Genomic DNA, 26,459 nt, shown 5'->3' with positions numbered 1-26,459 from the left:
ATCATGGCAGAATTAGATACCTCCGGGGGAGGGAAACATAAAGGCGGGAAGGTTAGAAGTAAAAAGCAATCAACCCGTATAGATTTAACCGCGATGGTGGATCTGGCTTTCTTATTAATCACGTTCTTTATCATGACAACCACATTGGCCAAGCCTAAAGCGATGGACCTTGTAATGCCTGATAAGGATGAGAAAACTAAAGATCAGTTGCCTATTGCTGCTTCGCGTTCATTAACCCTTTTATTGGGTAGCAATGATAAACTGGAGTGGTACATTGGTGAACCAGGCAAATCGGCACCCGAAGTTATCGGCTACGGACCGGATGGCTTACGCAAATTGCTGGTTGAAAAAGGTAAAGATGTACAACAATCAACAGGTAAAGCTATGTTTGTTGTAATAAAACCGAGTGATAAATCAAAATACAAAAACATGGTTAGCGTAATGGATGAAATTAACATTACCAATATACAAATGTATGGTATTGTTGATATCTCAGCACCAGAAGTTGAGTTGCTGAAAAGAGAAAATCTTTACAACGATAACAAATAATAATAGATAACGTTAACTAACATTAAAGCCTGACAAAAAATGTTTGGATCAAAATTAGACATATTAGATCAGAAATGGATCGACGTTGTTTTTAGTAGCAGGAACAAAGCATACGGTGCTTATGAACTGAGAAAGGATAATGCGAAAAATACGAACAGGGCGCTTGTAATTGCCATTATATTGTTTGTATTTATAATTTCTTTACCTACTATAATCAACAAGCTGAAAGGCTTGATTCCAAAAGCTGATGAAAAAGTAAAGATAACAGACGTAGTGCTGTTACCGCCACCACCGGTGGATCAAACCAAAAAACCACCTCCGCCGCCACCAGAACCGCCAAAACCAAAAGTTGACCAGGTTCGTTTTCCGCCTCCGGTTGTAAAACCAGATAACGAGGTTAAGGAAAAAGATCCGCCAACAGTTAAGGAACTTCAGGTAGCCGACCCAGGTCAGAAAGACCAGAAAGGTGATCCTAACGCTGATATCAGGATTGACGAACCGGTAGGTAACTCGGATATTAAACAAGTTGTTGAGGAAGACCCTAATAAGATTTTCGCATCAGTTGAAAATTTGCCAGAGTTCCCGGGTGGCCAGGATAAATTTATTGCCTACTTAAGCAAAAATATCCGTTACCCGGCTGTTGATCGTGAAAACGGTACGCAAGGTCGTGTAATCCTTACCTTCGTTGTGGAACGTGATGGTTCGTTAACTGATATTAAAGTTACCAGGAGTCTTAGCCAGGGTACTGATGCAGAAGCTACGCGCGTGCTAAAATCGTCGCCAAAGTGGAAGCCAGGTATCCAGAACGGTCGCCCGGTACGTGTACAATATAGTGTACCGGTAAGCTTTGCGTTAGCTGCCGATAATTAAGATAATGTCAATTAATTTTAATAAAGAGCAAAAATCGCCCAAAAGGCGGTTTTTGCTTATTATAGGAACTACCGTATTCATTTGCTTCATAGCTTTTGGATTAATGATTATGTTTTGGGATAAGCTTCAATTATCCTTACAGCCATATCAGCGCATTCTTTTTGGGGCCTTCATTATTGTATACGCAGGGTTAAGGTTTTCGAGGTTGTTCAAAAAAGATCAATATGATGAGGATGATGAATAGGTTAAAGTATACATTTCTGGCATTTAGTTTAATTATAGGGATACAGGCTTGCAAGCAAAAACCTGTAAAGGGCATCACTAATGATAGTTTTACATCAGGTAAGGTGACTTTTGCTGTTGATGATTCATTTGCACCAATTGTAGGGCAGGAGATGTATGTTTTTAAAAGCAGATACCCTGATGCTGATCCAACGGTTTTATACCTGACTGAAAACCATGTTGTAAATTTGTTGTTGAACGATAGTGTAAGGGTAGCCATACTTTCACGCGATTTGGATACAGCCGAAGTCAATGTGATTAAAAGACGGCAGTTGGACGTTAAAATAGTGCGGTTTGCCGTTGATGCGGTGACACTCGTTGTAAATAAGAACTCAAATGATACGCTGACTTCGGTAGCTGAGTTGAAAAAAATGCTTAATGGGCAGGGCGATCTTAATAAAACTATTGTTTTTGATAACCCAAATTCAAGTTTGGTAAGGTATTTGAAAGAGTTGTCTGGTAATAAGGAATTTAAGCAAAAGAATATTTATGCGCTTAAATCAAACAAAGAAGTTATAAAATATGTAAGCGCGCATCCTGATGCTTTGGGGATAACAGGTTACAGTTGGTTGGTTGATCCTGATAAGGAGTATGCTTCCTATGTAGATAATGTTAAGATAGTAGGCGTTAAGGACGAGGCTAATAAGAAGTTTCCAAACGAATACTTTAAACCTTCGCAGGAAACGCTTGTCTTAAAACAGTACCCTTTAAGCAGGGGATTGTATATCGTTGATTGTTCAAGCAAAACGGGCTTAGCATTGGGATTTGCCAGTTTTATAGCCGGCGATGTAGGGCAGCGAATTATTTTAAGATCTGGTTTATTGCCTGACAACATACCACCGAGAGAAATTAATATAAGAAGTAAATTATAACTAAATAAGATGAAAATGATCAGTAAAATAGCTAAGGCAACATTAGGACTGGTATTAATAGGTTCATCATCAGTTTTTGCGCAAAGTCTAGCCGACGCCAAAAAAGCTATTGACGCCGAACAATATCAGAAAGCCAAATCGATGCTTAAAAACCTTACGACCACACAGGCCGATAAGGACGAAAATTTCTTTTACCTGGGTTGGGTATATATCAAACAGGATTACTCAGATTCTGCCAAAACCGCATTTAACAAAGGTATTGCTGTAAATCCAAAATCGGGTTTGAACTATGCCGGTTTAGGCGCTGTTGCCCGGTTGGATAAAGACAAAGCAGGTGCAACAACAAACTTTAACCAGGCTATATCCCTTGCCGGTAAAAGCGCTAAACCTTATGTATTTGTAGGTAAAGCTTATTTGCTGCCCGTAACTACTGATGGTAAAGTTTCTGTTGACGATGCAAGCGCCGCTATCGCCGTTTTGCAAAAAGGTAAAGTAGTTGCCCCTAAGGATGTAGAACTGTTAATTACTTTAGGTGATGCTTATGCTTCGCAAATAAAGAGTAACGAAGCTTACCAGGCGTATTCTGATGCCTCAACCATCGACCCTAAAAACCCAGCTGCTAAAGTAGCAACCGGTGTTTTGTGGAGATATGCTAATAACTTCGAAGATTCTGAAAAACAATTCCAGGATGCATTAGCCATCGACCCTAATTATGGTCCGGCTTACCGCGAATGGGCCGAAACAGATAACCGTTGGGCAACAACTGATCCTAAAATGGCATCAGCTAAAATTAAACAAGCGGTTGAGGAATACAAAAAATATATTAGCCTTACAGATCAGTCGCCAGAATCGCAAATGCGTTATGCCGACTTCCTGATCAGCGCCGGCCAGTACGCCGAGCTACAGCCCGTTGCAGCTGATTTGGTTAAATCAGTAAAATCAAACTTAAGGGCTTACCGCTACCAGGCTTACGCAGCTTACGAGAATAAGGATTATCCGACAGCATTAACAGCGATGAATAACTGGATGACAAAAGCGGATCCTAAAAGGATCGTACCCCGTGATTATTTATACCTTGGCCGTATTCAAATGGCATCTGGCCAGGATTCAACTGGTATCAACACTTTAAGGAAAGCCCTTACATTGGATTCTACACAAACAGATGTTTATGGAGAAATTGCTAAATCGCTTTTCCGCGGTAAAAAGTATGCTGAAGCCGGAGATGCTTATAAATTAGTTACTCAGAAAGGTGGCCGCAGTGTAAAACTTAGCGATTACTTCTATGAAGGCATTAGCTATTACTATGGTTATGATGAAAAGAAGCCTACTGCTGATAGTTTAATTGCAAGGGCCGATTCCGCATTTAGCTATGTGGTTCAAAAAGCCCCGACTACCGCAGATGCCTACATTTATCGTGCCCGTGTTAACGAGTTGAAAGATAAAGACAGGAACAACATTGTTGGCTACGCTAAGCCTTTTTATGAGAAATACATCGAGGTTGTAACTGCTAAAGGCGCACCTGATGATAAAGCCAAGAAAAACCTTGCAGAAGCCTACGTCTATTTAGGTACTTATGCCGAGTTTAAAGATAAAGATTTGGCCAAGGCTACAGACAATTATACCAAAGCGAGGGATAATGACCCTACTAATAAGCAGGTGGTAGCTTTCTTCGCCCGCAAAGCAGGCGGAGCCGGCAAAAGCAAATAGCTTTTAGAACCAAGAGTTAAGAATCAAGGGTCAAGACCAGGAAGTGCAACGCTTTTCCTGGTCTTGACCCTTTTTTTATGCCCGTTTTGAAACAGACTTAAGGTTAGCTTCAAAAAGCCAACACGCTCAATCGAAAACTTCGCAAGTTGGATAGTTACCTGATACTTTCACTGTCATAGGGGCTGTATCCCGATTTTTTTTTGTCTTAACTCTTGATTCTTGACTCTTGAATCTAATAAGGCTTTTTTATTATCAATCCATTAGTATATTTGCAGCATGGAAGCACACAGTTTACCGGGTAGCTATCTGCCCATTATATTTCAAATGCTGGTTGCATTAGGGTTTGTTGTTACTACCATGTTTGTAACACACAAGATTGGCCCTAAACGTAAAACAAAAGACAAGCTTACACCTTTTGAATCGGGTATCGAGGTTGTGGGTAATGCCCGTACACCTATTTCTATCAAGTATTTCCTGGTAGCTATCCTGTTTGTATTGTTTGATGTCGAGGTTATTTTTATGTACCCATGGGCGGTTAATTTTAAAGCCATGGGCGAACAGGGAATGATTGAGATGTTCATCTTTATGGCTACCCTCTTATTAGGTTTTATCTACGTTATTAAAAAAGGCGCGTTAGACTGGGATTAGTTTAGAACAATTCTAAATATAGCCCTTGGCTACGCATAGTGTACCTTTTACATCGTTATTTACGTAATTTTGCGCTCGTTACCTGTTAGGTCAGGTAATGTTTTCTATTAACATTATTCAATGAGTGATATTCAAATAGTTAATGCCCCTATGGGGGTTGAAGGTTCCGGTTTTTTTGCCACATCGCTTGATAAGGCGGTTGGCTTGGCCCGCGCTAACTCACTATGGCCATTGCCTTTTGCCACATCATGCTGCGGTATTGAATTTATGGCTACAATGGCTTCTCACTATGATCTTTCGCGTTTTGGTGCCGAGCGTTTAAGCTTTTCGCCACGCCAGGCAGATTTGCTGATGGTTATGGGTACCATAGCCAAAAAAATGGCCCCGGTACTGCGCCAGGTTTACCTGCAAATGGCCGAGCCCCGCTGGGTTATGGCTGTTGGCGCCTGTGCATCAAGCGGTGGTATTTTTGATACTTACTCGGTGTTGCAGGGGATTGACGAAGTTATCCCGGTAGATGTTTATGTACCCGGCTGCCCGCCACGTCCCGAAGCTATCATTGATGGTTTTATGAACATCCAGGAGCTGGTAAAAACAGAAACAGTGCGCAGAAGGAACGAGCCTAAATACCAGGAATTATTAGCTAAATACGGAATCCAATAAGAATGGCCCAGATACCCAACGAAGAGCTTTTAAAAAGAATCGGCGAGAAATTTGGCGAACAGGTTACCTTAGTGGGCGAACCTTATGGTTTGCTGACTGTAGAAACAAGCCGCGAACAGATCATTGACCTGTTAACTTTCCTTAAGACAGACCCGGCCCTTAAATTTATATTTTTAACAGATATTACCGGGATTCACTACCCTGAGCAGGAAAAGCAGATTGGTATTATTTACCATTTGCACAGCCTTACAACCAATACCCGTATCCGGATAAAAGTATTTTTGGTTGATGGCGATGTATACATCCCGACAGCCACCGTATTATGGGAAGGCGCTAACTGGATGGAACGCGAAACTTACGACTTTTTTGGAGTGATCTTCGATGGTCATCCCGATTTGCGCCGTATTTTGAATGTTGACGATATGACGGCTTTCCCGATGCGGAAGGAATTCCCGCTGGAAGATCCTAACCGTGTTGACAAGAAGGATTACTTTTTTGGAAGATAAATACGTGCCGCACAGGGTAACCTTATGCGGCATTACTATATAAAAAGAAATATAAATTATACTGATGCAAAACCATCCTGTATATACAGATAACGATCCGCAAAACGAGCTCTCGACCTTAAACCTCGGCCCTACGCACCCTGCAACCCATGGTGTGTTTCAAAACGTGCTGCAATTGGATGGCGAAAGAATTGTAAGCGGCGTATCAACCATAGGGTATATTCACCGCGCGTTTGAAAAAATTGCCGAACACCGCCCTTTTTACCAGATAACCCCGTTAACCGACAGGCTTAACTATTGCTCATCGCCCATCAACAACATGGGCTGGCACATGACGGTAGAAAAACTGTTAGGAATTACCACACCAAAACGCGTTGACTACCTGCGCGTAATTGTGATGGAGCTGGCCCGTATTGCCGACCACATTGTTTGTAACGGTGTATTGGGTGTAGATACCGGCGCTTTTACCGGCTTCCTGTACATGATGGAGTTTCGCGAGGCTATTTATGAAATTTACGAAGAAGTTTGCGGCAGCCGCTTAACTACAAACATTGGTCGTATTGGTGGTTTCGAAAGGAATTTTAACTCCATCGCTTTTGCCAAACTGCGTAAGTTTTTGATTGATTTCCCTAAAACATTAAAAGAGTTTGAATCGCTGTTTAACCGTAACCGCATCTTTGTCGACAGGACAAAAGACGTGGCTGCTGTTACCGCCGAGGATGCCTTAGCCTATAGCTGGACAGGCCCGATATTACGTGCCACCGGTGTTGATTACGATGTAAGGGCCATGAACCCATACTCGTCATACGAAGATTTTGATTTTGAAGTGCCCGTAGGCACCAATGGCGATGTTTACAGCCGCTTTTTGGTACGCAACGAAGAAATGTGGCAAAGCCTGCGCATTATTGACCAGGCGTTAACCAAACTGGACAAAGAACCATCGGATGTTTTCCATGCTGATGTGCCGGAGTTTTACCTGCCTCCAAAAGAAGAAGTTTATAATAATATGGAAGCCTTGATCTATCACTTTAAAATTGTGATGGGCGAGATACCAACCCCTAACACCGAGGTTTATCATTCGGTTGAAGGTGCCAATGGCGAATTAGGTTTTTATTTGGTGAACGATGGCGGGCGCAGCCCATACCGTTTGCATTTCCGCAGGCCAAGCTTTATCAATTACCAGATGTATGCGCCAATGAGCCGTGGTATGTTATTATCAGATGCGATTATTAATATGAGTAGTTTAAACGTTATAGCCGGAGAGTTAGATGCTTAGAGTTGAAGATACTCAGGTTTCGGTTGAGTTTAGCCCGGAACTGCTGAATAAATTTGCTGACGTGGTTACCCGCTATCCCGCAGGTAAGCAAAAATCGGCATTGTTGCCTATCCTGCACTATGTACAGGCCGAGTTTGGCTGGGTAAGCCCGCAGGCTATGGATAAGGTTGCAGCCTATTTGGATATATTGCCGATAGAGGTTTACGAAGTTGCTACATTTTATACCATGTACCTGCTTAAGCCAAGTGGTAAATACGTATTGGAAGTATGCCGTACAGGCCCCTGTGGAGTTGTTGGCGCCGATAAAATCATGGATCATATTGAGCAAACGCTTGGTGTACCCGAAGGCGAAGTTACTGCCGATGGCTTATTTAGCTGGAGAGGCGTAGAGTGCCTTGCCGCCTGTGGTTACGGCCCCGTGCTTCAAATTGGCCCAGAATATACTTTTTATGAGAATTTAACTAACCAATCGGTTGATAAACTGATTGGAGATTTAAAGGCAAAAGCAAAAAATTAAAGCAATGGGACGCAAATTACTTTTAGAACATATAAACGTACCCGGCATCAATACATTTGATGTTTACCGCCAAAAAGGTGGTTATGTATCTGTAGAGAAAGCTTTAAAAACCATGACGCCCGAGGCGATTGTGGAAGAGGTAAAAAAATCGGGCTTACGCGGTCGTGGTGGTGCGGGTTTCCCAACTGGCATGAAGTGGAGCTTTTTGGCTAAACCCGAGGGGGTAGAACGTTACCTGGTTTGTAATGCCGATGAATCGGAGCCAGGTACATTTAAAGACCGTTATTTAATGACTTACATCCCTCACTTATTAATTGAGGGGATGATTGTTGCCAGCTTTGCGCTGGGTGCCAAAACATCATACATCTACGTTCGTGGCGAAATGATGCCGCAGATACGCATCCTGGAAAGGGCCATCGCGGAAGCTAAAGCAAAAGGATTTTTAGGAAAAAACATATTAGGATCGGGCTACGACCTGGAGCTGTACGTACAACCGGGTGGTGGTGCATACATCTGCGGAGAGGAAACCGCCCTGTTAGAATCATTGGAAGGCAAGCGAGGTAACCCGCGTATTAAACCACCATTCCCGGCTATTGCCGGTTTGTATGGCTGCCCAACAGTGGTAAATAATGTGGAATCAATTGCCGCCGTAGTACCTATCATTAACGAAGGCGGCGACGAATATGCTAAATTAGGCATTGGCCGCAGCACAGGAACCAAGCTGATCTCGGCTGGTGGTAATGTGAAAAAGCCAGGGGTTTATGAAATTGACCTTGGCCTGCCTGTTGAAGAATTTTTATACTCCGACGAATATTGCGGTGGCATTGCCAACGGCAAACGCTTAAAAGCGGTTGTAGCGGGCGGTTCATCTGTACCGATTTTGCCGGCTAACCTGTTCCTGAAAACCATTAATAACGAACCACGCCTGATGAGCTATGAATCATTAGCCGATGGTGGATTTGTAAGTGGTACCATGATGGGTTCAGGAGGTTTTATAGCTTATGACGAAGACCAATGTATAGTACGCAATACCTGGAACTTCACGCGTTTTTACCACCACGAAAGTTGCGGACAATGTTCGCCATGCCGTGAAGGTACCGGATGGATGGAGAAAGTATTGCACCGTTTAGAGCATGGCCATGGCAAAATGAGCGATATGGACCTGCTGGTTGATGTATCTAAAAAGATTGAAGGAAATACTATTTGCCCGCTTGGTGACGCGGCAGCCTGGCCTGTAGCCAGTGCTATCCGCCACTTCAGGGATGAATTTGAATGGCACGTAACACATGGTGCTGAAGCAACGATAAGAAACTTTGGTTTAGCTCATTATGCTGATCCGTTGCCGAAACCGGAAGTTTTGGCATAGTTAAGTCAAAATTAAAAAGTCAAAATTCAAAAATAGGAAGCATTGAATGAAAAACCTTATGACATCAAACACAGGTGTTATCAGTTCTCGAAAGAGTTAGTACAATTCATATCAACAGCTAAATACGAAAGAATACACTTTTCAATGTTTGACCAGCTCCTGAGAAGCGGCACTTCAGTAGGGGCAAATATTATAGAGGCAAAGTCGGGCAGTTCGACTAAGGATTTTAAGAAGTTTTACATTATTGCTCTTAAATCTGCTAATGAAACGAAATATTGGTTGTGTCTGTTAAGAGATACCGTATTTCAAAACGAAAAAGAACAACTAAATAAGTTGCTGAATGAAGCTGATGAAATATCCAAAATCATTGCTTCTATTATCATCAACCTTAAAAGTGAATAATTAGGTCCGTTCAAAAGTAATTTTTGACTTTTGACTTTTTAATTTTGACTTAAAAGATGAAAGTAACCATAGACGGAATACCCGTTGAAGTAGAACCAGGAACAAGCATACTTAATGCCGCAAGGCAGATAGGTGGCGATATTGTTCCGCCTGCTATGTGCTATTACTCCAAGCTGGAAGGCAGTGGTGGTAAATGCCGTACCTGTTTGGTTAAGGTGACCAAAGGATCTGAAAAAGACCCGCGCCCTATGCCAAAACTGGTAGCATCATGCCGTACAGGTGTTATGGATGGCATGGAGGTGCAAAACATTACATCGCCCGAGGTTATCGAGGCCCGTAAAGGTGTGGTTGAAATGTTATTGATCAATCACCCGCTGGATTGCCCGGTATGCGACCAGGCCGGCGAATGCCACCTGCAAGATTTGGGCTTTGAACACGGCGCGGCTAAAACCCGCTACGAATTTGATCGCCGTACTTTTGAAAAAATTGATATTGGCGATAAAATTCAACTGCACATGACGCGTTGCATCCTTTGCTACCGTTGTGTTTTCACTGCCGATCAGATCACCAATACCCGTTTACACGGCATCCTGAACAGGGGCGATCATTCTGAGATATCCACCTACATCAGCAAAGCTGTTGATAACGATTTTTCGGGTAACGTAATTGATGTTTGCCCGGTAGGCGCATTAACAGATAAAACCTTCCGCTTTAAAAACCGTGTTTGGTTTACCAAGCCTGTAGATGCTCACCGCGATTGTGATAAATGCTGTGGTAAAGTAACTTTATGGTACAAGGGTGAAGATGTGATCAGGGTAACCGGTCGTAAAGATGTTTATGGCGAGGTGGAAGAGTTTATTTGCAATACCTGCCGCTTTGATAAAAAGAAAACGGCTGATTGGGTAATTGAAGGCCCGCGTAAAATATCGCACAAATCGGTTATTAGCTCAAATCATTACGAGTTTACGCCGTTGCCGGTTGTTAAAACCAACCCGGTATTACTGGAAGCCAATAAAGAACAATTTGAAAGGGATACACGCTTATAATGGGAACCGATTTAATATTTAGGATTGTACTGATCGTTATCATTTTCCTGATCAGTTTGGTTGTGGCTATGTACTCAACCTATGCCGAGCGTAAAATAGCGGCGTTTTTCCAGGATAGGATAGGCCCTAACCGTGCCGGTCCGTGGGGGATATTACAGCCGCTTGCCGATGGTGGGAAAATGTTTTTGAAAGAAGAGATCATCCCAACAAACGCTACACCTTTTCTGTTCATTGTAGGCCCTTGTCTGGCTATATTAACGGCCTGTATAGGTTCGGCGGTTATTCCATGGGGTCAAAAAATGGTTATCGGCGGTCACACAATTGATCTGCAGGTTACTGATATCAATGTTGGTGTATTATATATCTTCGGAGTGGTATCATTAGGTGTTTATGGCGTAATGATTGGCGGCTGGGCATCAAACAATAAATACTCATTGTTAGGAGCTATCCGTGCTGCATCGCAAAACATCAGCTACGAAATTTCGATGGGCTTATCCATCATTGCCCTGTTGATGCTTACCGGTACTTTAAGTTTGAAAGAGATTGCCGAGCAGCAACATGGCTGGAACTGGAATATCATCCGTCAGCCATTAGGTTTTTTGATATTTATAGTATGCGCGTTTGCCGAAACTAACCGGACGCCGTTTGACTTGCCCGAGTGCGAAACCGAGCTTGTAGGTGGTTATCACACGGAGTACTCATCAATGAAATTAGGTTTCTATTTGTTTGCAGAGTATATCAACATGTTCATTTCATCGGCAGTAATGGCTACCCTTTATTGGGGCGGTTATAACTACCCGGGTATGGATTGGGTTGCAGCTCATGTAGGCCCTGCAATTGGCCCGCTGATTGGTACCGTTGTGCTTTTTGCAAAAATATTCCTGTTCATCTTCTTCTTTATGTGGGTACGCTGGACAATTCCACGTTTCCGTTATGATCAGTTGATGGACCTGGGCTGGAAGATATTGATACCATTGGCTATTGCCAACATAGTGCTTACCGGTGTGGTGAGTACAGCACTTAAACACTTTGGATTTTAATTAAATGGAATCATTAAGCAATAAGAAAAAAGTATTGGAAGTAAAGCCGCTCAATTTTTTGGAGCGTGCTTACCTGCCGGCCATTGTTGGCGGTTTGGCCACTACGATGAAGCACTTTTTCAAGAAACCGGTAACCATCAGTTATCCTGAAGAGAAGCGTGAGTTTTCTGAAAACTTCCGCGGCATGCACTCGCTTAAGCGCGATGAGGATGGTAAAGAACGTTGCACTGCCTGTGGTTTGTGCGCTTTATCATGCCCTGCTGAGGCTATTACCATGACGGCCGCCGAACGCCAGAAAGGCGAAGAGCACCTGTACCGCGAAGAAAAATACGCTGCTGTTTACGAAATAAACATGTTGCGCTGTATTTTTTGCGGCTTATGCGAAGAGGCCTGCCCTAAAGAAGCCATTTACCTTGACGGAGATATTGTACCTGCCGACTATTTAAGGAAGGATTTTATTTACGGTAAAGACAAATTAGTAGAGGCACCCTTAAATCAATAAAGAAGTTTTATACCTTTGCCCAACCTTAAAGCAGGGCAAGGGTATTTTGTAAATATAAACATGAGTACATTTTACTTCATCGCGTTTTTGTCCATATTCTTTTCGATATTGGTAATCTCGGCCAAAAATCCGGTACATAGTATCCTTTATCTTATACTTACCTTTTTTACGTTCACCATTCACTATATTTTACTGAACGCCCAGTTTTTGGCAATCGTAAATTTTATAGTGTACATGGGCGCTATCCTGGTATTGTTCCTGTACACCCTGATGCTTATTAACCTGAATAAGGAAAGCGAGCCGGTTAAACCGTTTATGATAAAAATTGCCGGTGTATTTGGCGGCGGCATCCTTGCTGTTGCAATTGCATCATCATTAAAGCTGGTTGCCACATCAAATCCGGTGGTATTGCAAAACCCCGACCTTGGGTTAGTGAAAAACCTGGGTAAAGTATTGTTTAATGAATTTTTATTGCCGTTTGAAGTATCGTCTGTATTGCTGTTATCGGCAATGGTAGGCGCTGTTTTGCTGGCTACAAAAGACCCTAAAACTACATAATGGAAAGTTTAACAAATACCATGCACGCGGTGCCGCTTAATCATTACATATTGTTAAGTGCCATTATTTTTTCGATTGGCGTGATGGGCGTATTAATCCGCCGCAATGCCATCGTGATATTTATGTCGGTTGAGTTGATGCTGAACTCGGTAAATCTGTTGCTAACCGCATTTTCTGTATATAGGGGCGACGCCACCGGCCAGGTTTTCGTATTTTTTATCATGGCATTGGCTGCTGCCGAAGTAGCTGTGGGCCTTGCTATTATCGTGATGATCTATAGGAACACAAATTCGATAGATATTAACGTGCTGAATAGGCTGAAGTGGTAGCAGCCCCCCGGCCCCCTAAAGGGGGAGGATTAGAAAATGAGTATTCAACGCTTTTCGCAAGAGAAGTTTATAAATAGAACAATTAAAAAATAAAAGTCTCACCCTTCAGGGGGAGATTTAGAGGGGGCTTATGAATCAATATATCTGGCTTATTCCCATATTACCGTTAGCCGGTTTTGTTATTAACGGGCTTGGCCGCAATTCATTATCAAAAGGCGTAATAGGCTTTATTGGCAGTGCACTGGTATTGGCATCTTTTGCCTTAAGCATTGCCGTTTTCTTCCAGGTAAAAGCAACACACGAAATTAACGTCAACTATTTCGATTGGATTAACGCTGGCCCGGTTCACGTACCATTTGCGTTTATGATAGATCAGTTAAGCTCTATCATGCTGCTGATCATTACAGGAGTAGGCTTCCTGATTCACCTGTACTCCGTTGGTTATATGCATGATGATAAGGGTTTTGGTAAGTTCTTTGCTTATCTAAACCTGTTTGTATTTTTTATGCTTTTACTGGTGATGGGTTCTAACTACATCATTATGTTTATAGGATGGGAGGGCGTTGGTTTATGCTCATACCTGTTGATAGGCTTTTGGTATACTAATCCGAGCTATGCCGATGCTGCCAAAAAGGCTTTTATCATGAACCGTATTGGCGACCTTGGCTTTTTGATGGGGGTATTCCTTATTATATATGCTTTTGGCACTATTGAGTATATCCCGTTGTTTCACAAAGTAGAAGTAATGAAAGTTGGTGCTGCGCCGCTTACAGCTATTGCTTTATTGCTGTTTGTAGGTGCCGTGGGTAAATCGGCACAGTTACCGTTGTTTACCTGGTTGCCTGATGCCATGGCCGGCCCGACACCGGTTTCGGCATTAATACACGCTGCAACAATGGTTACAGCCGGTATTTATATGATTGCCCGCTCAAATATTATTTATACACTATCGCCGTTTGCTATGGAAGTGGTGGCAATAGTAGGTTTGGCTACCGCATTGTTTGCTGCACTAATTGCCCTTACACAAACCGATATTAAAAAGGTATTGGCTTACTCAACCGTATCGCAATTAGGGTATATGTTTTTGGGCCTGGGCGTAGGTGCTTATACTGGGTCTTTTTTCCACGTGTTAACTCACGCTTTCTTCAAGGCCTTATTATTCCTTGGTGCGGGTTCTGTTATTCACGCTGTAAACGGTGAGCAGGATATGCGTAAAATGGGTGGCTTGAAAGGTAAACTGCCTGTAACCTTTGTAACCATGCTGATAGGTACCATTGCTATATCTGGTATCCCGCCATTCTCTGGTTTCTTTTCAAAAGACGAAATTTTAGCCCACGCCTACGAACATAGCACTACATTTTATGTAATTGGTGTGTTTACAGCGATGCTAACCTCTTTCTATATGTTCCGGATGATGTACCTTACTTTCTGGGGTAAGTTCCGCGGAACGCATGAGCAGGAACATCATCTCCATGAATCACCGGCTACAATGACGATTCCTTTGATCGTGTTGGCGGTATTATCTATTGTTGGTGGGTTAATTGGCGTACCGGAAGTATTGGGCGGGCATCATGAATTGGCCCATTACCTGGCACCGGTGTTTAAAGCTTCAACGGCGGCATTGCCAATGGGCGAGTTATCAGCAGGTACGGAAAAGGCTTTGATGGGAATTTCGGTTCTGTTAGCAATGGTTGCCTTAGTGTATGCTTATATAAAATATGTTAAAAATGGCCGTGTTCCGGTTGCTGATACCGAAGAACGCCCGGCCTTAACCAGTTTATCTTACCATAAATTTTATGTTGATGAGCTGTATGATTTCCTTATCCGTAAACCCCTGGATTTTCTGTCGACCTTCTTCTACAACGTGGTAGAAAAATTAGGTATCGATGGATTGGTGAACGGCATTGGTAAAGGTACAATTGAAACCAGCAAGGGCTTGCGCTTACTGCAAACCGGTAATGTAGGTTTTTACATATTTGTAATGGTGCTGGGTATTATTGGCGTGTTGCTGTATACCGCATTTGGATTAACTAAAGTATAAACGATAGCGTTTAAAACATAAAATGACCGTTAGTATATTAATTTTTTTACCGGTAATTGCCGCAGTTATAGTAGCCTTTTTAAAAGGCAACACAGCCAAATATGCCGCTTTATTTTTTGCAATAGCCGAGCTGGCAGTAGCAGGCTTGTTTTTAAGCAAATTTGTACCCGATGCAACCTCGCAATTTGTTATAGATGCACCATGGATACCCAGGTTAGGCATCTATTTTAAAGCGGGTATTGATGGGATTAGCATGATTGTAGTGTTACTTACAGTATTGCTTGTTCCGCTTATCATATTAAGTACGTTTAAGCACGAGTACAAAAATGCGGGTGCTTTTTACGGCCTGATTTTATTTATGCAGGCCGGGTTACTACTGGTGTTTACTGCTATGGATGGCTTTTTGTTTTACGTAGGATGGGAGGCAGCATTAATTCCAATTTACTTTATATGTGCCCTGTGGGGTGGTGAAAACCGTATCCGTATTACGCTTAAGTTTTTTATCTACACGTTTGCAGGCTCGTTGTTTATGCTGGTGGCCATCATCTACCTCTACCTGCAATCACCAACTAAGATGTTTGATATACATGCCTTTTACACTTTAAAATTAGGCACTCAGCAGCAGTCGTGGGTGTTTTTAGCATTCTTTTTGGCGTTTGCTATTAAGATGCCTGTATTCCCGTTCCATACCTGGCAGCCCGATACTTATACCGAAGCCCCAACCGGCGGTACCATGATGTTATCAGGTATTATGCTTAAGATGGGTGTTTATGGAGCAATTCGCTGGATGATCCCAAATGCACCGGCAGGTCTTGACCACTGGCAGGCTATTATAACTATATTGGCGGTAATAGGAATTGTTTATGCGTCGATTATCGCATTTAAGCAAACTGATGGTAAGCGTTTGGTAGCCTATTCATCTATTGCGCACGTTGGCTTAATTGCCGCGGGTATATTTACATGGAGTCAGCAGGGTGTACAAGGTGCTATGGTACAGATGCTTAATCACGGTATAAACGTTGTTGGTATGTTTTTTATCTGGGATATCATCAGCACCCGTTTAAACACCCGCGAAATAGGAAATCTTGGCGGTATTGCCAAAGTAGCTCCCAAATTTTCGATAGCTTTTTTAATTATTGTATTGGGTACTGTAGGCCTGCCGTTAACCAATGGTTTTGTGGGCGAGTTTTTACTGTTAGATGGTGTGTTTCAGTACAGCGCATTCCATTACATGAATATCGCCTTGGCTGTTATTGCCGGTACAACCATTATCTTAGGTGCGGTTTATATGCTGCGCATGTACAAAAATGTAATGCAGGGCGAAACCAATGAATTAACCACTAATTTTAAAGACATCAGCGGATCTGAGCAATTAGTGCTTGGTATTATCTGCGTATTAATAATTGGTATAGGTATATACCCGCAGCCTATTTTGCATATATCTGAAGCGGCTGTTACTAATTTGATAAATACTTTGAATACAAAGCCAAGCTTTTAATATAAACTCTAAATTCTAATTTCTAAACTCTAAAAAGAAAAGAACAAAATATTGAATGAAGTAGATGGAAACCGGAGATAACAACGCTAAAAAGTTTAATCTGGAAGATAGAACATTTGATTTCGCCAATAATTGTAAAGAGTTTTTAAAGAAGATAGAGAAAAATATACATAATGTTGAATACTACAAGCAACTTGTAAGATTGTCAGGTTCGGTAGCGGCGAATTTTATAGAAGCTAACGAAAGCTTTAGCAGGAACGATTTTTCGCACAGGATAAAGATCTGTAGAAAAGAGGCAAAAGAGAGTCGTTTATGGCTCAGACTAATAGATATAAATGAACAACAACTGGCAAACTCCAGGGGTATGTTAATTCAGGAAACGATGGAATTGACAAGAATCTTTGGAGCAATGCTTGAAAAAATAAAGAATACTAATTAACAGCTAACCCGGGTTTTTGAATTTTAACGAAGCTTTAAGGGTTTTATTTAGAGTTTAGAATTTAGGTTTTAGGATTTATAAAAACATGACTACTTTAATCATCATATCTGTTTTACCAATAGTGTTGCTGTACCTTGGCTTGTACAAGGCTTCAAAGGCATTATTACCTGTTACCATTGTTGGTTTGCTTGCTGCGCTGGCTTGCGCTGTGGCCGAATACAAAAGGCCCGATACCACAATTCCTACTTTTCATGGTATGATGATGTTCAATAATTTTTCTGTTGTATTTTCATCAATAGCTATTATAACAACTATTTTAATCCTGCTGTTATCGGCCGGGTATTTTGAGAAGATAAGCAACCACGTTGCCGAATATTATGCCATTATCCTTTTCTCGTTGGCAGGCATTATTGTAATGGTTTCTTATTACAACTTAGCCATGATGTTTATCGGTATTGAAATCATGTCGGTAAGCTTGTACATACTGGCCGGTATTAAGAAGAGCGATTTTGCATCAAACGAGGCGGCATTAAAATATTTCCTGATGGGGGCTTTCTCAACAGGTTTCTTGTTATTTGGTATTACCCTGCTTTACGGCACAACAGGCTCTTTTAGCCTCGAGGTTATCAGCGATTGGGTTGTTGCTCATCCACACGCCGATCCTATGTTTTATACAGGTATCGGGCTTATCATAGTGGGCCTTTGCTTTAAAGTAGGTGCTGCGCCATTCCATTTCTGGACACCAGATGTGTACGAGGGTTCGCCAACGCTAATCACTGCTTTCATGTCTACAGTCGTAAAAACTGCCGGCTTTGCGGCATTCCTGCGTTTATTTTCGGTATGTTTTGCACCAATATCTGATTTCTGGACGCCAATTTTATTGGTTATCACTGTAGCAACATTGTTTATAGGCAACATTACCGCATTATATCAGCAAAGCTTTAAAAGGATGCTTGCTTTTTCAAGTATCTCACACGCTGGTTACCTGCTTTTTGCAATTGTGGCTTTAGGTGCAAGTTCGGCCAATTCGGTATTTATTTATGCAACCGCCTATTCTGTTGCATCCATTGTAGCTTTTGGTGCCCTTATTTTGGTGCAGCAACAAAGTGGCAGCGATAATTTTGAGAGCTTTAACGGCCTTGCAAAAAAGAATCCTTTCCTGGCATTAGTGCTAACGATAGCAATGCTTTCATTGGCCGGTATCCCGCTTACTGCAGGCTTTATGGGTAAGTTTTATATGTTTACCGGTGCGCTTGCTAAATATCAGTTTTGGTTGGTTATAGTAGCTGTTGTAAACGCCATCATCAGTATTTTCTACTACTTCAGGGTTATTGTGGCCATGTATTTCAGGTCGGCAGACAGGGCCGAGCTGGTGGTGCCGGCCTATTATAAAATTGTTTTTGCTATTTCGGCATTAGCAACTATCATCATCGGTGTTTACCCTGATTTTATTTCCTATTTCATTTAATGGTAACTGGGTACTGCAAATTGATATAATATTTGTAGTTTTACAGATATAGTGAATGGAAAGTTTTTGGGATTACCTTCAAAATTTAACGGACGCTCAATCCATCATAAGTAGGGGAGGTTTTTATTTCCTGCTTGTTGTTGTTTTTGCTGAAACCGGGTTGTTTTTTGGTTTTTTTTTACCAGGAGACTATTTGCTATTTATGGCAGGCTTGTTGTGTTCTGCAGGCAAGGTTGACKTAAATATATCTACATTGGTGTTATCGCTCATTGCAGCAGGCATATTAGGAAATTTTACGGGATATTGGTTTGGTCATCGAACGGGACCGGTATTGTTCAATAGAAACGACTCGCTGTTTTTTAAGAAGCGATATGTGATACTGGCCAGCGACTTTTATAACAAATACGGTGGTATGGCTTTGATTTTGGGCAGATTTTTCCCTATCGTTAGGACATTTGCCCCTATATTTGCAGGTGTTGTTAAAGTTGATCTTAAAAAGTTTGCTTTATACAACCTTGTTGGTTGCGTAGCATGGGTGTGCACCTTTACCTTAGGCGGCTTTTTTTTAGGAAAAAGGTTTCCGCAGTTGAAGGATTACATGCAGTATGTGGTATTAGGGCTTATAGTGATTACTACCATACCCCTTGTTGTTGCCTACGTACGAAAGAAAATTGCAGAGAATAAAGAACAGAATATTAGATAATAAATATACTACAAATACCAAATGAGTACACAACATCCATGGCACCAGGTTTCTCCTGGCGATAACATTCCCGAAATTGTTAATGCTATAATCGAAATACCTAAAGGTTCAAAAGCTAAATATGAAATAGATAAGGATTCTGGTTTATTAAAATTAGATCGTGTTTTGTTTTCATCGGTGATGTATCCGGCTAACTACGGCTTTATACCACAAACTTATTGTGACGATAAAGATCCTTTGGATATATTAGTGCTTTGCTCTATTGATGTATTCCCGATGTCGATAATTGAGGCAAAGGTAGTAGGGGTAATGCACATGGTTGACAATGGCGAGCAGGACGATAAAATCATCGCAGTTGCAAAAAATGACATGTCGGTTAATTATATTAACGACCTGAATGAATTGCCCCCACATGCCATGACCGAAATTGTTCGTTTTTTTAAAGATTACAAAAAGCTGGAAGGCAAGAACGTAACTATCGAGCATTTATTAGGTGTGCGTTATGCGCATAAGGTAATAAATGAGAGTTTGGAATTGTATAAGTCTACTTTTCCGGTAACCCAATAAATATTAGATGGACCCCGCGCATTACGAAATAAGCACCTTTTATTTAATTGCAACCGTATTCCTGGTTTTGCTCAACGGTTTTTTTGTAGCCGCCGAGTTTGCTATGGTAAGGGTGCGGGGTTCACAAATAGAAATTAAAGCAAAATCGGGCAGCGGCGTTGCCAAAGTTGCACGCGGCATACTGCATAATCTGGATGGTTACCTGGCTGCTACGCAACTGGGTATTACCATTGCTTCACTGGCCCTTGGTGTTGTGGGCGAAGAGGTTGCCACCAATATTGTTATCAGGGCATTTTTGGCAGTGGGGATAACCCTTTCGCCGGGCTTTATCACAGCCAGCCACATCCTTGCCTTTACATTTATTACGGTATTGCATATTGTATTTGGCGAGCTTGCGCCCAAATCAATAGCCATTCAAAAGTCGGTACGTACGGTGCTGGCCATATCGTTGCCACTCCGTTTTTTCTTTGTGTTTTTTAAACCCTTGATTTGGGTATTAAATGGCTTTGCTAACTTTATTTTAAAACTTTTAGGGATCAGTACCTTAGAGGGCGGCGAAGCACACCACAGTTCTGAAGAATTGCAGTACCTGCTTGAGCAGGGTAAAGAATCGGGTGCCTTAGATTCAAACGAGCATGAGCTGATTCAGAATGTTTTTGATTTTAACGAGCGTGTTGTTAAAAACATTATGGTTCCCCGCACCAAAATTTCAGGCATCGATATCACCTCAACCAAGCAGGAATTGCTGGATATGATCATCGACGAAGGCTACTCCCGGATGCCGGTTTTTGATGATGTGATAGATAAGATCATCGGGATAGTACATGCCAAAGATATTTTGCCGTTGCTTGCACGTAACGAAGAGATAGTACTGAAAAATATCATCCGCAAACCGTACTTTATTCCCGAAACCAAAAAGATAAACGACTTGATGGCCGAACTTCAGCAAAAACGTATTCAAATAGCCATAGTGCTGGATGAGTTTGGCGGAACGGCCGGAATGGTTACCCTGGAGGATATTGTGGAGGAACTGGTAGGCGAGATACAGGATGAGTACGATGAGGAAAAACCAATTGTAGAAAAAGTTAACGAGCGTGAGTTTATTGTAAATGCCCTTGCGCCTATATATGATGTAAACGAACACCTGCCCCATGACTTGCCCGAAGACGGCGACTTTGATACGGTAAGCGGCTGGCTGGGCGACATATTTGGTAAAATTCCGGATGTTGGCGAGCAAAAGGAATCAAATGGGTATAATATCACTGTGCTGCGCAAATCAGATCAGAATATCGAATCTGTTAAACTTGAATTGCTGATAAATGAAGAAGATGCTGTAGATTTACATTAATCTGCTTAGCCAATGCATCTTTTTTATACGCCCGATATTGCCCCCACGCATCCCCAATATTTTCTTAGTGAGGAAGAGAGCAAACATGCTATACGTGTTTTGCGGCTGGAGGCAGGCGACGAAGTTCAACTGATTGACGGGCGTGGAGGGTTTTATAATGCGGTTATTCACGATGCGCATCCCAAACGTACCATCCTCAATATTACATCCGTTACTCCGGAGTTTAATAAACGGAACCATTACCTGCACATAGCGGTAGCACCCACCAAAAATATCGAACGCCTGGAGTGGTTTTTGGAAAAAGCCACCGAAATTGGTATCGATGAAATATCGCTTATCATCACCCAACGGTCGGAGCGTAAGGAGGCCAAGGTTGACAGGCTTAATAAAATCATCACCGCAGCTATCAAGCAATCATTAAAAGCATATCATCCTGTATTAAATGATGCGGTTAAATTTAACCAGCTGTTAGCGCTGCCTTTTGACGGGCAAAGATTTATTGCTCATTGTGAACCGGGCGATAAGTTCGATTTACGTAAAGTAATTAACCCACACGGGCGTTATTTGATATTGATAGGCCCCGAGGGCGATTTTAGCCCTGCCGAAATTGAGTTGGCTTTGGAAAGCGGCTTTAAACCGATAACTTTGGGTGAGGCCAGGCTGCGTACCGAAACCGCCGCCCTGGAAGCCTGCTTCGAGGTGAATTTTTTAAACCGGCTATGAAAAAACTCAGTTATATCATCATTGCCTTTGCTGCATTTGTAGTTTTGTGTGGTTTCTGTGCCCCCTCGTATAAAATTGCCCGGCTTAAGTACGCCGGTGGGGGCGATTGGTATGGCGACCGTACAGCCTTAACTAACCTGGCAAAATTCTGTAATGAAAACCTGAAAACTAACTTTGATACCGATGATGAGGTTGTTGAAGTGGGTAGTGCATCAATATTTAATTATCCCTTTGTTTTTATGACTGGGCATGGTAACGTGATTTTTAGCGACCAGGAGGCCCGTAACCTGCGCAAATACCTCACCGGCGGTGGCTTTTTACATATCGACGATAATTACGGATTGGATAAATTCATCCGCCCGCAAATGAAAAAAGTATTTCCTGAACTTGAATTTGTGGAGTTGCCGCTTAATCATCCAATTTATCACCAAAAATACAGCTTCCCCAATGGCTTGCCAAAAATACACGAGCATGACGGCACCCGCGCACAAGGTTTTGGGCTGATATATAAAGGGCGATTAGTGTGTTTTTATGACTATGAGTGCGATTTGGGCAATGGTTGGGAGGATTATGGTACTTACGCCGGCGATACGCAGGAAACCCGTTTAAAGGCGCTTAAAATGGGCGCCAATATGGTGCAATATGTTTTTACGCAGTAGTTTTATTTAACCGCATTAAGTTTGCTCAACTATTTGCATTTTGCCAATAGCCTAATCCTGATATTTGCTTAACTTTAATTTGTCATTACGTTAAGAACTACACCATCCCGAAACTCAAACCCTGCAAAACATGTATCAGATAAAAATAAATGAGAAATATAGCTTTGATGCAGCAAAAGACGGTGACGGTCTGTTTATTAATAATACAGCTACTACGGCCGATATTAAACATATTAGCGAAGGCATCTATCATATTATAGAAGGCAACCAATCGTACAATGCCGACGTAATATCTTTTAACAGTGCCGATAAAACTGCCCAAATTAAGATAAACAATAATACCTATACAATTACGGTAAAAGATCAGTTTGATATTTTGCTGGATAAATTAGGCCTGAGTAGTTTAACCAGTGCTCAGCTAAGCGAAATTAAGGCCCCTATGCCGGGCCTTGTACTCAAAGTATTTGCTGTTGCCGGCGATGAGGTAAAAAAAGGAGATAACCTTTTGGTACTTGAAGCCATGAAGATGGAAAATATTATCAAATGCCCGGCAGATGTAACTATAAAGAAAATCAGGATAAAGAGCGGTGATAAGGTGGAAAAGGGACAAATTTTGATTGAATTTTAAAGATTTATCTATTCTTCACTGTAATTTTGGTACTACAATTGTAAAAAATGCGAGAAATCCTCATCGCTTTAATTGTTTTTTTGCCTTTTTGTTAATAACTTACTTTTTTTAATTAATATTTAACTCTATGAAGAAAAATCTACTAACAATTTTGTTGTTATTTTCCTGCATTTCATTMGTTTTCGCACAAAACCGTGTTATTACAGGTAAAGTAACAGATCAAAAGGATGGTTCGCCCTTACCTGGGGTAAGCGTGACCGTGAAAGGTGCCGCCGGTATTGGCACTCAAACAGATGTAAGCGGAGCCTACAGTTTTTCGGTTCCTGCATCAGCAAAGGTTTTAGTTTTTAGGTTTATCGGTTTTAAGGTTGTAGAATTGCCAATTGCCGGAAAAACTTTGAGTACTGCTTTAGAACAAGATTCTAAGCAATTAACCGAGGTTGTTGTTGTTGGTTATGGTACGCAAAAACGGGCTAATATAACCGGTGCAATATCTTCAGTAAGTGCAAAGGACATTGAAGGTACCCCAACTACATCTGTTGAACAGGCTATTCAAGGTAAAGTTGCAGGTGTTTTGGTTCAGGCAGATAACGGAAAGCTTGGCCAGGGCATCAAGATCAGCGTGCGTGGCACGTCATCAGTATCGGCGGGTACACAGCCTCTTTACATATTAGATGGAGTGCCAATTACTACCGAAAGTCAATCGAGCACCGGTGCTGCTACCAGCCCGCTTGCCGATATCAACTTTAATGATATCGAATCGATACAGGTACTAAAAGACGCTTCTGCATCTGCTATATATGGTGCCCGTGCATCCAATGGTGTAGTTGTAATCACTACCAAAAAGGGAAAAGCAGGTGCTGCCAAAATTAATTTTACAGCCCAGTTTGGTAACAGCAATCCGTCAAGGCATCGTGATTTCCTGAATGCTAAGCAATTTGTGCAGATAGAGGAGCGTGCGGGCGTAGGGGCAGCCAAACAGGATTTTGCTGCCGGTGCTTACGACACACTCGATGATGCTATTGCTGATTACAAATCATATGTTGATGATAACCTTACCTTTTTGTCGGCCGGTACCGACGACTGGAAAACAGGTAAAATTAATACCAACTGGGAAAAACAAGCTTTTCAGAGCGCACCGCAACAACAGTATGATTTAAATATATCTGGTGGTAACGATAAAACCACCTACTATATAGGCGGGCAATACCTTAACCAGGCAGGTATTATAATCGGGAATCATTTTAAAAGATATTCGGGCCGTTTAAATTTGGACAGCAAGATTGATAAAAATTTAACTATCGGGATGAACCTGAGCTTTGCAAATACGGTTAACGACAGGGTATCTGATGATAATCAGTTTAGCACACCTTTGCAAATAGTTGCCCTATCGCCAATTACCCCGTTAATTGACCCGCGCAGCGGTTTAATAAGCGGTACCCCTCCGGGCGAATCGGATGATTTTCCGCTTTATTATAATCCTTTGATCAGTAAAAACAATGCATTTTACCAGGCTAATGTTTACCGTACCATCGGGAACGTTTACGCAAATCTCGATATATTTAAAGGCCTTACCTTCCGCACCGAATTTGGCATCGATCAGTTGAACCAGGCTGAAGATAGTTATTTTGGCGCCCTTACCTACCGTAACACAAGTACCAACAACGGATTTGGCGAAAACACCACCTCGCAGGTTATTAATTATAATACCAATAACTATTTTAGCTATAAAACTCTTTTTGGCGGTAAAACAAGTTCATTGGATATGGTTTTGGGTACAAGCTATCAAAAATCAAAAAACGTAGGTAATGATATTCAAGGTAACCAGTTCCCGTCCGATGCTTACAAAAAGCTGTCGGCAGCGGCTGTTAAAACAGCGGGCTCGTCTTTTGAAACAGGCTACAGTTTTCTATCATATTTCTTTAGGGCGAATTATGCCTATAAAGGCAGGTACCTGTTATCGGGTAGTGCCAGAACAGATGGTTCATCAAGATTTGGCCCTAACAGCCGTTACGGCTTTTTCCCATCCGGTTCTGCCGGCTGGATCCTGTCTGAAGAGGATTTCCTGAAAGACAGTAAACTAATAAGTTCTTTAAAGATTCGCGGGAGTTACGGTTTAACCGGTAATGCCGAGATTGGTAACTTTTCGTCATTAGGTTTATTTGCTCCGGCCAACTATAATGGTGCTGCCGGCCAGCAATTTACACAAATAAGCAACCCTAACCTTAAATGGGAGACAACCGCACAGTTGGATTTAGCTGTCGATTTCGGGTTTTTCAATAACCGCTTATCCGGTAGCTTTGATTATTATCAAAAGCGTACAAGGGATTTGTTATTGAACGTTAACTTGCCGGGATCGTTAGGTATTTCTAACCCAAGTTCGGTGCCACTTAGTACACAGGTACAAAACCTTGGCAAGTTATATAACAAAGGTCTCGAGCTTGAGTTATCGGGCGATATATTTGTAGGGAAATTTAAATGGACATCATCAATAAATGCCGCTTACAACAAAAATATAGTCACATTTATTAACGGACAGGTTTTAGGCAGTAATGACTTAAACCGTGTAATTGAAGGGCAACCTATAGGCGTGTTTTATGGTCATGAATATGCCGGTGTCGATCCTGCTAACGGTGATGCCTTGTATTATCTGAATACCAAGGATGCTAATGGTAAAATAGATCGTACGAAGACAAATGACTATAACGCCGCACAAAATGTGGTATTGGGCAGCCCTACTCCAAAGTATATAGCCGGATTTACCAATACATTCAGCTATAATGGTATCGATTTGTCGTTTACCTTCCAGGGTGCATTTGGCAATAAAATTTACAATGGGGGTGGCCAATATATGAGCACCAGTGCAGGCAACGGTTTTGATAATCAAACCGTAGATCAGCTTAAATACTGGGATAAACCAGGCGACATTACCGATATACCCGAACCACGTTTGTTTTATGGTAACGGAGTGAACGCATCAAGCAGGTATTTATCCAGTGGTTCATATGTACGTTTAAAAACCATGACATTAGGCTACACTTTACCTAAGAATGTGGTGAGCAAGGTGAAATTGCAAAAGGTAAGGTTGTTTATGAATGCTTATAACTTATTTTTAATAACCAAGTACAAGGGATGGGATCCGGAGGTTAACTCGGATTACCAGTCGGGTAATATCAACCTTGGCGTCGATTTTTACTCGGCCCCGCAACCACGTACAATTACATTTGGTGTTAATATAGGCTTGTAATATTA

General features: G+C 41.8%; 28 protein-coding genes. All 28 read left to right on the top strand.

Features of this window, described 5'->3' with window-relative positions:
* Positions 1–3: 3 nt before the first annotated feature.
* Complete coding sequence (locus AC1DV1_RS13920) at positions 4–549, top strand: ExbD/TolR family protein (protein ID WP_477360116.1); 546 nt, start codon at positions 4–6, stop codon at positions 547–549.
* Between the two features lie 39 nt (positions 550–588).
* Positions 589–1,419, top strand: coding sequence for an energy transducer TonB (locus tag AC1DV1_RS13915; RefSeq protein ID WP_477360114.1), 831 nt, complete (start codon positions 589–591; stop codon positions 1,417–1,419).
* Positions 1,420–1,423: 4 nt separating this feature from the next.
* A complete protein-coding gene (locus AC1DV1_RS13910; protein WP_477360112.1) occupies positions 1,424–1,663 on the top strand; it encodes a hypothetical protein in 240 nt (79 codons plus the stop codon).
* Complete coding sequence (locus tag AC1DV1_RS13905; protein ID WP_477360110.1) at positions 1,653–2,573, top strand: PstS family phosphate ABC transporter substrate-binding protein; 921 nt, start codon at positions 1,653–1,655, stop codon at positions 2,571–2,573. The genes AC1DV1_RS13910 and AC1DV1_RS13905 overlap by 11 nt, the downstream gene beginning before the upstream one ends.
* 9 nt (positions 2,574–2,582) lie before the next feature.
* Positions 2,583–4,280 (top strand): tetratricopeptide repeat protein, encoded by a 1,698-nt coding sequence (locus tag AC1DV1_RS13900; RefSeq protein WP_477360108.1) that lies wholly within the window; start codon positions 2,583–2,585, stop codon positions 4,278–4,280.
* Positions 4,281–4,556: 276 nt separating this feature from the next.
* Entirely contained in the window at positions 4,557–4,928 is a 372-nt protein-coding gene (locus AC1DV1_RS13895; RefSeq protein WP_090651790.1) for an NADH-quinone oxidoreductase subunit A, read from the top strand.
* A gap of 120 nt (positions 4,929–5,048) precedes the next feature.
* Positions 5,049–5,591 (top strand): NADH-quinone oxidoreductase subunit B, encoded by a 543-nt coding sequence (locus tag AC1DV1_RS13890; protein ID WP_090651791.1) that lies wholly within the window; start codon positions 5,049–5,051, stop codon positions 5,589–5,591.
* Positions 5,592–5,593: 2 nt separating this feature from the next.
* Positions 5,594–6,097 (top strand): NADH-quinone oxidoreductase subunit C, encoded by a 504-nt coding sequence (locus AC1DV1_RS13885; protein WP_477360106.1) that lies wholly within the window; start codon positions 5,594–5,596, stop codon positions 6,095–6,097.
* A gap of 64 nt (positions 6,098–6,161) precedes the next feature.
* A complete protein-coding gene (locus tag AC1DV1_RS13880; protein WP_477360105.1) occupies positions 6,162–7,373 on the top strand; it encodes an NADH-quinone oxidoreductase subunit D in 1,212 nt (403 codons plus the stop codon).
* On the top strand, positions 7,366–7,890 hold the full coding sequence (locus AC1DV1_RS13875) for an NADH-quinone oxidoreductase subunit NuoE family protein (RefSeq protein ID WP_477360103.1): 525 nt from the start codon (positions 7,366–7,368) through the stop codon (positions 7,888–7,890). Before AC1DV1_RS13880 ends, AC1DV1_RS13875 begins: the two co-directional genes overlap by 8 nt.
* A gap of 4 nt (positions 7,891–7,894) precedes the next feature.
* Positions 7,895–9,256: an NADH-quinone oxidoreductase subunit NuoF gene (nuoF, locus tag AC1DV1_RS13870; RefSeq protein WP_477360101.1), complete on the top strand. Its 1,362-nt coding sequence runs from the start codon at positions 7,895–7,897 to the stop codon at positions 9,254–9,256.
* Positions 9,257–9,298: 42 nt separating this feature from the next.
* Positions 9,299–9,658: a four helix bundle protein gene (locus AC1DV1_RS13865; protein WP_477360099.1), complete on the top strand. Its 360-nt coding sequence runs from the start codon at positions 9,299–9,301 to the stop codon at positions 9,656–9,658.
* 56 nt (positions 9,659–9,714) lie between these two features.
* A complete protein-coding gene (locus tag AC1DV1_RS13860; RefSeq protein WP_439699265.1) occupies positions 9,715–10,704 on the top strand; it encodes an NADH-quinone oxidoreductase subunit G in 990 nt (329 codons plus the stop codon).
* On the top strand, positions 10,704–11,744 hold the full coding sequence (gene nuoH / locus AC1DV1_RS13855; RefSeq protein ID WP_477360097.1) for an NADH-quinone oxidoreductase subunit NuoH: 1,041 nt from the start codon (positions 10,704–10,706) through the stop codon (positions 11,742–11,744). Before AC1DV1_RS13860 ends, nuoH begins: the two co-directional genes overlap by 1 nt.
* A gap of 4 nt (positions 11,745–11,748) precedes the next feature.
* A complete protein-coding gene (locus tag AC1DV1_RS13850) occupies positions 11,749–12,246 on the top strand; it encodes a NuoI/complex I 23 kDa subunit family protein (protein WP_147053380.1) in 498 nt (165 codons plus the stop codon).
* Between the two features lie 60 nt (positions 12,247–12,306).
* The gene (locus tag AC1DV1_RS13845; protein WP_090651869.1) at positions 12,307–12,804 is read left to right on the top strand and encodes an NADH-quinone oxidoreductase subunit J family protein; all 498 of its coding nucleotides are present in this window, start codon (positions 12,307–12,309) and stop codon (positions 12,802–12,804) included.
* Complete coding sequence (nuoK, locus tag AC1DV1_RS13840; RefSeq protein WP_090651799.1) at positions 12,804–13,133, top strand: NADH-quinone oxidoreductase subunit NuoK; 330 nt, start codon at positions 12,804–12,806, stop codon at positions 13,131–13,133. Before AC1DV1_RS13845 ends, nuoK begins: the two co-directional genes overlap by 1 nt.
* A 130-nt stretch (positions 13,134–13,263) precedes the next feature.
* Positions 13,264–15,174 (top strand): NADH-quinone oxidoreductase subunit L, encoded by a 1,911-nt coding sequence (gene nuoL / locus AC1DV1_RS13835; protein WP_477360095.1) that lies wholly within the window; start codon positions 13,264–13,266, stop codon positions 15,172–15,174.
* Between the two features lie 22 nt (positions 15,175–15,196).
* Positions 15,197–16,672 carry a complex I subunit 4 family protein gene (locus AC1DV1_RS13830; RefSeq protein ID WP_477360093.1) on the top strand — a complete coding sequence of 492 codons (1,476 nt, stop codon included), beginning with the start codon at positions 15,197–15,199 and terminating at the stop codon, positions 16,670–16,672.
* A gap of 64 nt (positions 16,673–16,736) precedes the next feature.
* Positions 16,737–17,111, top strand: a complete 375-nt coding sequence (locus AC1DV1_RS13825) for a four helix bundle protein (RefSeq protein WP_477360091.1) — start codon at positions 16,737–16,739, stop codon at positions 17,109–17,111.
* An 85-nt stretch (positions 17,112–17,196) separates the two neighbouring features.
* Entirely contained in the window at positions 17,197–18,579 is a 1,383-nt protein-coding gene (locus tag AC1DV1_RS13820; protein ID WP_477360089.1) for an NADH-quinone oxidoreductase subunit N, read from the top strand.
* Between the two features lie 55 nt (positions 18,580–18,634).
* A complete protein-coding gene (locus AC1DV1_RS13815; RefSeq protein WP_477360087.1) occupies positions 18,635–19,282 on the top strand; it encodes a DedA family protein in 648 nt (215 codons plus the stop codon).
* Between the two features lie 21 nt (positions 19,283–19,303).
* Positions 19,304–19,849: an inorganic diphosphatase gene (locus AC1DV1_RS13810; protein WP_274209777.1), complete on the top strand. Its 546-nt coding sequence runs from the start codon at positions 19,304–19,306 to the stop codon at positions 19,847–19,849.
* 7 nt (positions 19,850–19,856) lie between these two features.
* Positions 19,857–21,197: a hemolysin family protein gene (locus tag AC1DV1_RS13805; protein WP_477360085.1), complete on the top strand. Its 1,341-nt coding sequence runs from the start codon at positions 19,857–19,859 to the stop codon at positions 21,195–21,197.
* Between the two features lie 12 nt (positions 21,198–21,209).
* Positions 21,210–21,920 carry a 16S rRNA (uracil(1498)-N(3))-methyltransferase gene (locus AC1DV1_RS13800; protein WP_477360083.1) on the top strand — a complete coding sequence of 237 codons (711 nt, stop codon included), beginning with the start codon at positions 21,210–21,212 and terminating at the stop codon, positions 21,918–21,920.
* Positions 21,917–22,579 (top strand): DUF4159 domain-containing protein, encoded by a 663-nt coding sequence (locus tag AC1DV1_RS13795; RefSeq protein ID WP_477360081.1) that lies wholly within the window; start codon positions 21,917–21,919, stop codon positions 22,577–22,579. The genes AC1DV1_RS13800 and AC1DV1_RS13795 overlap by 4 nt, the downstream gene beginning before the upstream one ends.
* 130 nt (positions 22,580–22,709) lie before the next feature.
* Positions 22,710–23,207, top strand: coding sequence for an acyl-CoA carboxylase biotin carboxyl carrier protein subunit (locus AC1DV1_RS13790; RefSeq protein WP_477360079.1), 498 nt, complete (start codon positions 22,710–22,712; stop codon positions 23,205–23,207).
* A gap of 127 nt (positions 23,208–23,334) precedes the next feature.
* Positions 23,335–26,454 (top strand): SusC/RagA family TonB-linked outer membrane protein, encoded by a 3,120-nt coding sequence (locus AC1DV1_RS13785; RefSeq protein ID WP_477360077.1) that lies wholly within the window; start codon positions 23,335–23,337, stop codon positions 26,452–26,454.
* The last annotated feature ends 5 nt before the right edge of the window (positions 26,455–26,459 follow it).

It is taken from the genome of Mucilaginibacter sp. P4_D1, assembly GCF_056401935.1.
This window is presented reverse-complemented; position numbering and strand designations above follow the sequence as displayed.

Coding starts and splice junctions, on each gene's coding strand:
- AC1DV1_RS13920 (WP_477360116.1), top strand. CDS start 4: ATGGCAGAATTAGATACCTCCGGGGGAGGGAAACATAAAGGCGGGAAG.
- AC1DV1_RS13915 (WP_477360114.1), top strand. CDS start 589: ATGTTTGGATCAAAATTAGACATATTAGATCAGAAATGGATCGACGTT.
- AC1DV1_RS13910 (WP_477360112.1), top strand. CDS start 1,424: ATGTCAATTAATTTTAATAAAGAGCAAAAATCGCCCAAAAGGCGGTTT.
- AC1DV1_RS13905 (WP_477360110.1), top strand. CDS start 1,653: ATGATGAATAGGTTAAAGTATACATTTCTGGCATTTAGTTTAATTATA.
- AC1DV1_RS13900 (WP_477360108.1), top strand. CDS start 2,583: ATGAAAATGATCAGTAAAATAGCTAAGGCAACATTAGGACTGGTATTA.
- AC1DV1_RS13895 (WP_090651790.1), top strand. CDS start 4,557: ATGGAAGCACACAGTTTACCGGGTAGCTATCTGCCCATTATATTTCAA.
- AC1DV1_RS13890 (WP_090651791.1), top strand. CDS start 5,049: ATGAGTGATATTCAAATAGTTAATGCCCCTATGGGGGTTGAAGGTTCC.
- AC1DV1_RS13885 (WP_477360106.1), top strand. CDS start 5,594: ATGGCCCAGATACCCAACGAAGAGCTTTTAAAAAGAATCGGCGAGAAA.
- AC1DV1_RS13880 (WP_477360105.1), top strand. CDS start 6,162: ATGCAAAACCATCCTGTATATACAGATAACGATCCGCAAAACGAGCTC.
- AC1DV1_RS13875 (WP_477360103.1), top strand. CDS start 7,366: ATGCTTAGAGTTGAAGATACTCAGGTTTCGGTTGAGTTTAGCCCGGAA.
- nuoF (WP_477360101.1), top strand. CDS start 7,895: ATGGGACGCAAATTACTTTTAGAACATATAAACGTACCCGGCATCAAT.
- AC1DV1_RS13860 (WP_439699265.1), top strand. CDS start 9,715: ATGAAAGTAACCATAGACGGAATACCCGTTGAAGTAGAACCAGGAACA.
- nuoH (WP_477360097.1), top strand. CDS start 10,704: ATGGGAACCGATTTAATATTTAGGATTGTACTGATCGTTATCATTTTC.
- AC1DV1_RS13850 (WP_147053380.1), top strand. CDS start 11,749: ATGGAATCATTAAGCAATAAGAAAAAAGTATTGGAAGTAAAGCCGCTC.
- AC1DV1_RS13845 (WP_090651869.1), top strand. CDS start 12,307: ATGAGTACATTTTACTTCATCGCGTTTTTGTCCATATTCTTTTCGATA.
- nuoK (WP_090651799.1), top strand. CDS start 12,804: ATGGAAAGTTTAACAAATACCATGCACGCGGTGCCGCTTAATCATTAC.
- nuoL (WP_477360095.1), top strand. CDS start 13,264: ATGAATCAATATATCTGGCTTATTCCCATATTACCGTTAGCCGGTTTT.
- AC1DV1_RS13830 (WP_477360093.1), top strand. CDS start 15,197: ATGACCGTTAGTATATTAATTTTTTTACCGGTAATTGCCGCAGTTATA.
- AC1DV1_RS13825 (WP_477360091.1), top strand. CDS start 16,737: ATGGAAACCGGAGATAACAACGCTAAAAAGTTTAATCTGGAAGATAGA.
- AC1DV1_RS13820 (WP_477360089.1), top strand. CDS start 17,197: ATGACTACTTTAATCATCATATCTGTTTTACCAATAGTGTTGCTGTAC.
- AC1DV1_RS13810 (WP_274209777.1), top strand. CDS start 19,304: ATGAGTACACAACATCCATGGCACCAGGTTTCTCCTGGCGATAACATT.
- AC1DV1_RS13805 (WP_477360085.1), top strand. CDS start 19,857: ATGGACCCCGCGCATTACGAAATAAGCACCTTTTATTTAATTGCAACC.
- AC1DV1_RS13800 (WP_477360083.1), top strand. CDS start 21,210: ATGCATCTTTTTTATACGCCCGATATTGCCCCCACGCATCCCCAATAT.
- AC1DV1_RS13795 (WP_477360081.1), top strand. CDS start 21,917: ATGAAAAAACTCAGTTATATCATCATTGCCTTTGCTGCATTTGTAGTT.
- AC1DV1_RS13790 (WP_477360079.1), top strand. CDS start 22,710: ATGTATCAGATAAAAATAAATGAGAAATATAGCTTTGATGCAGCAAAA.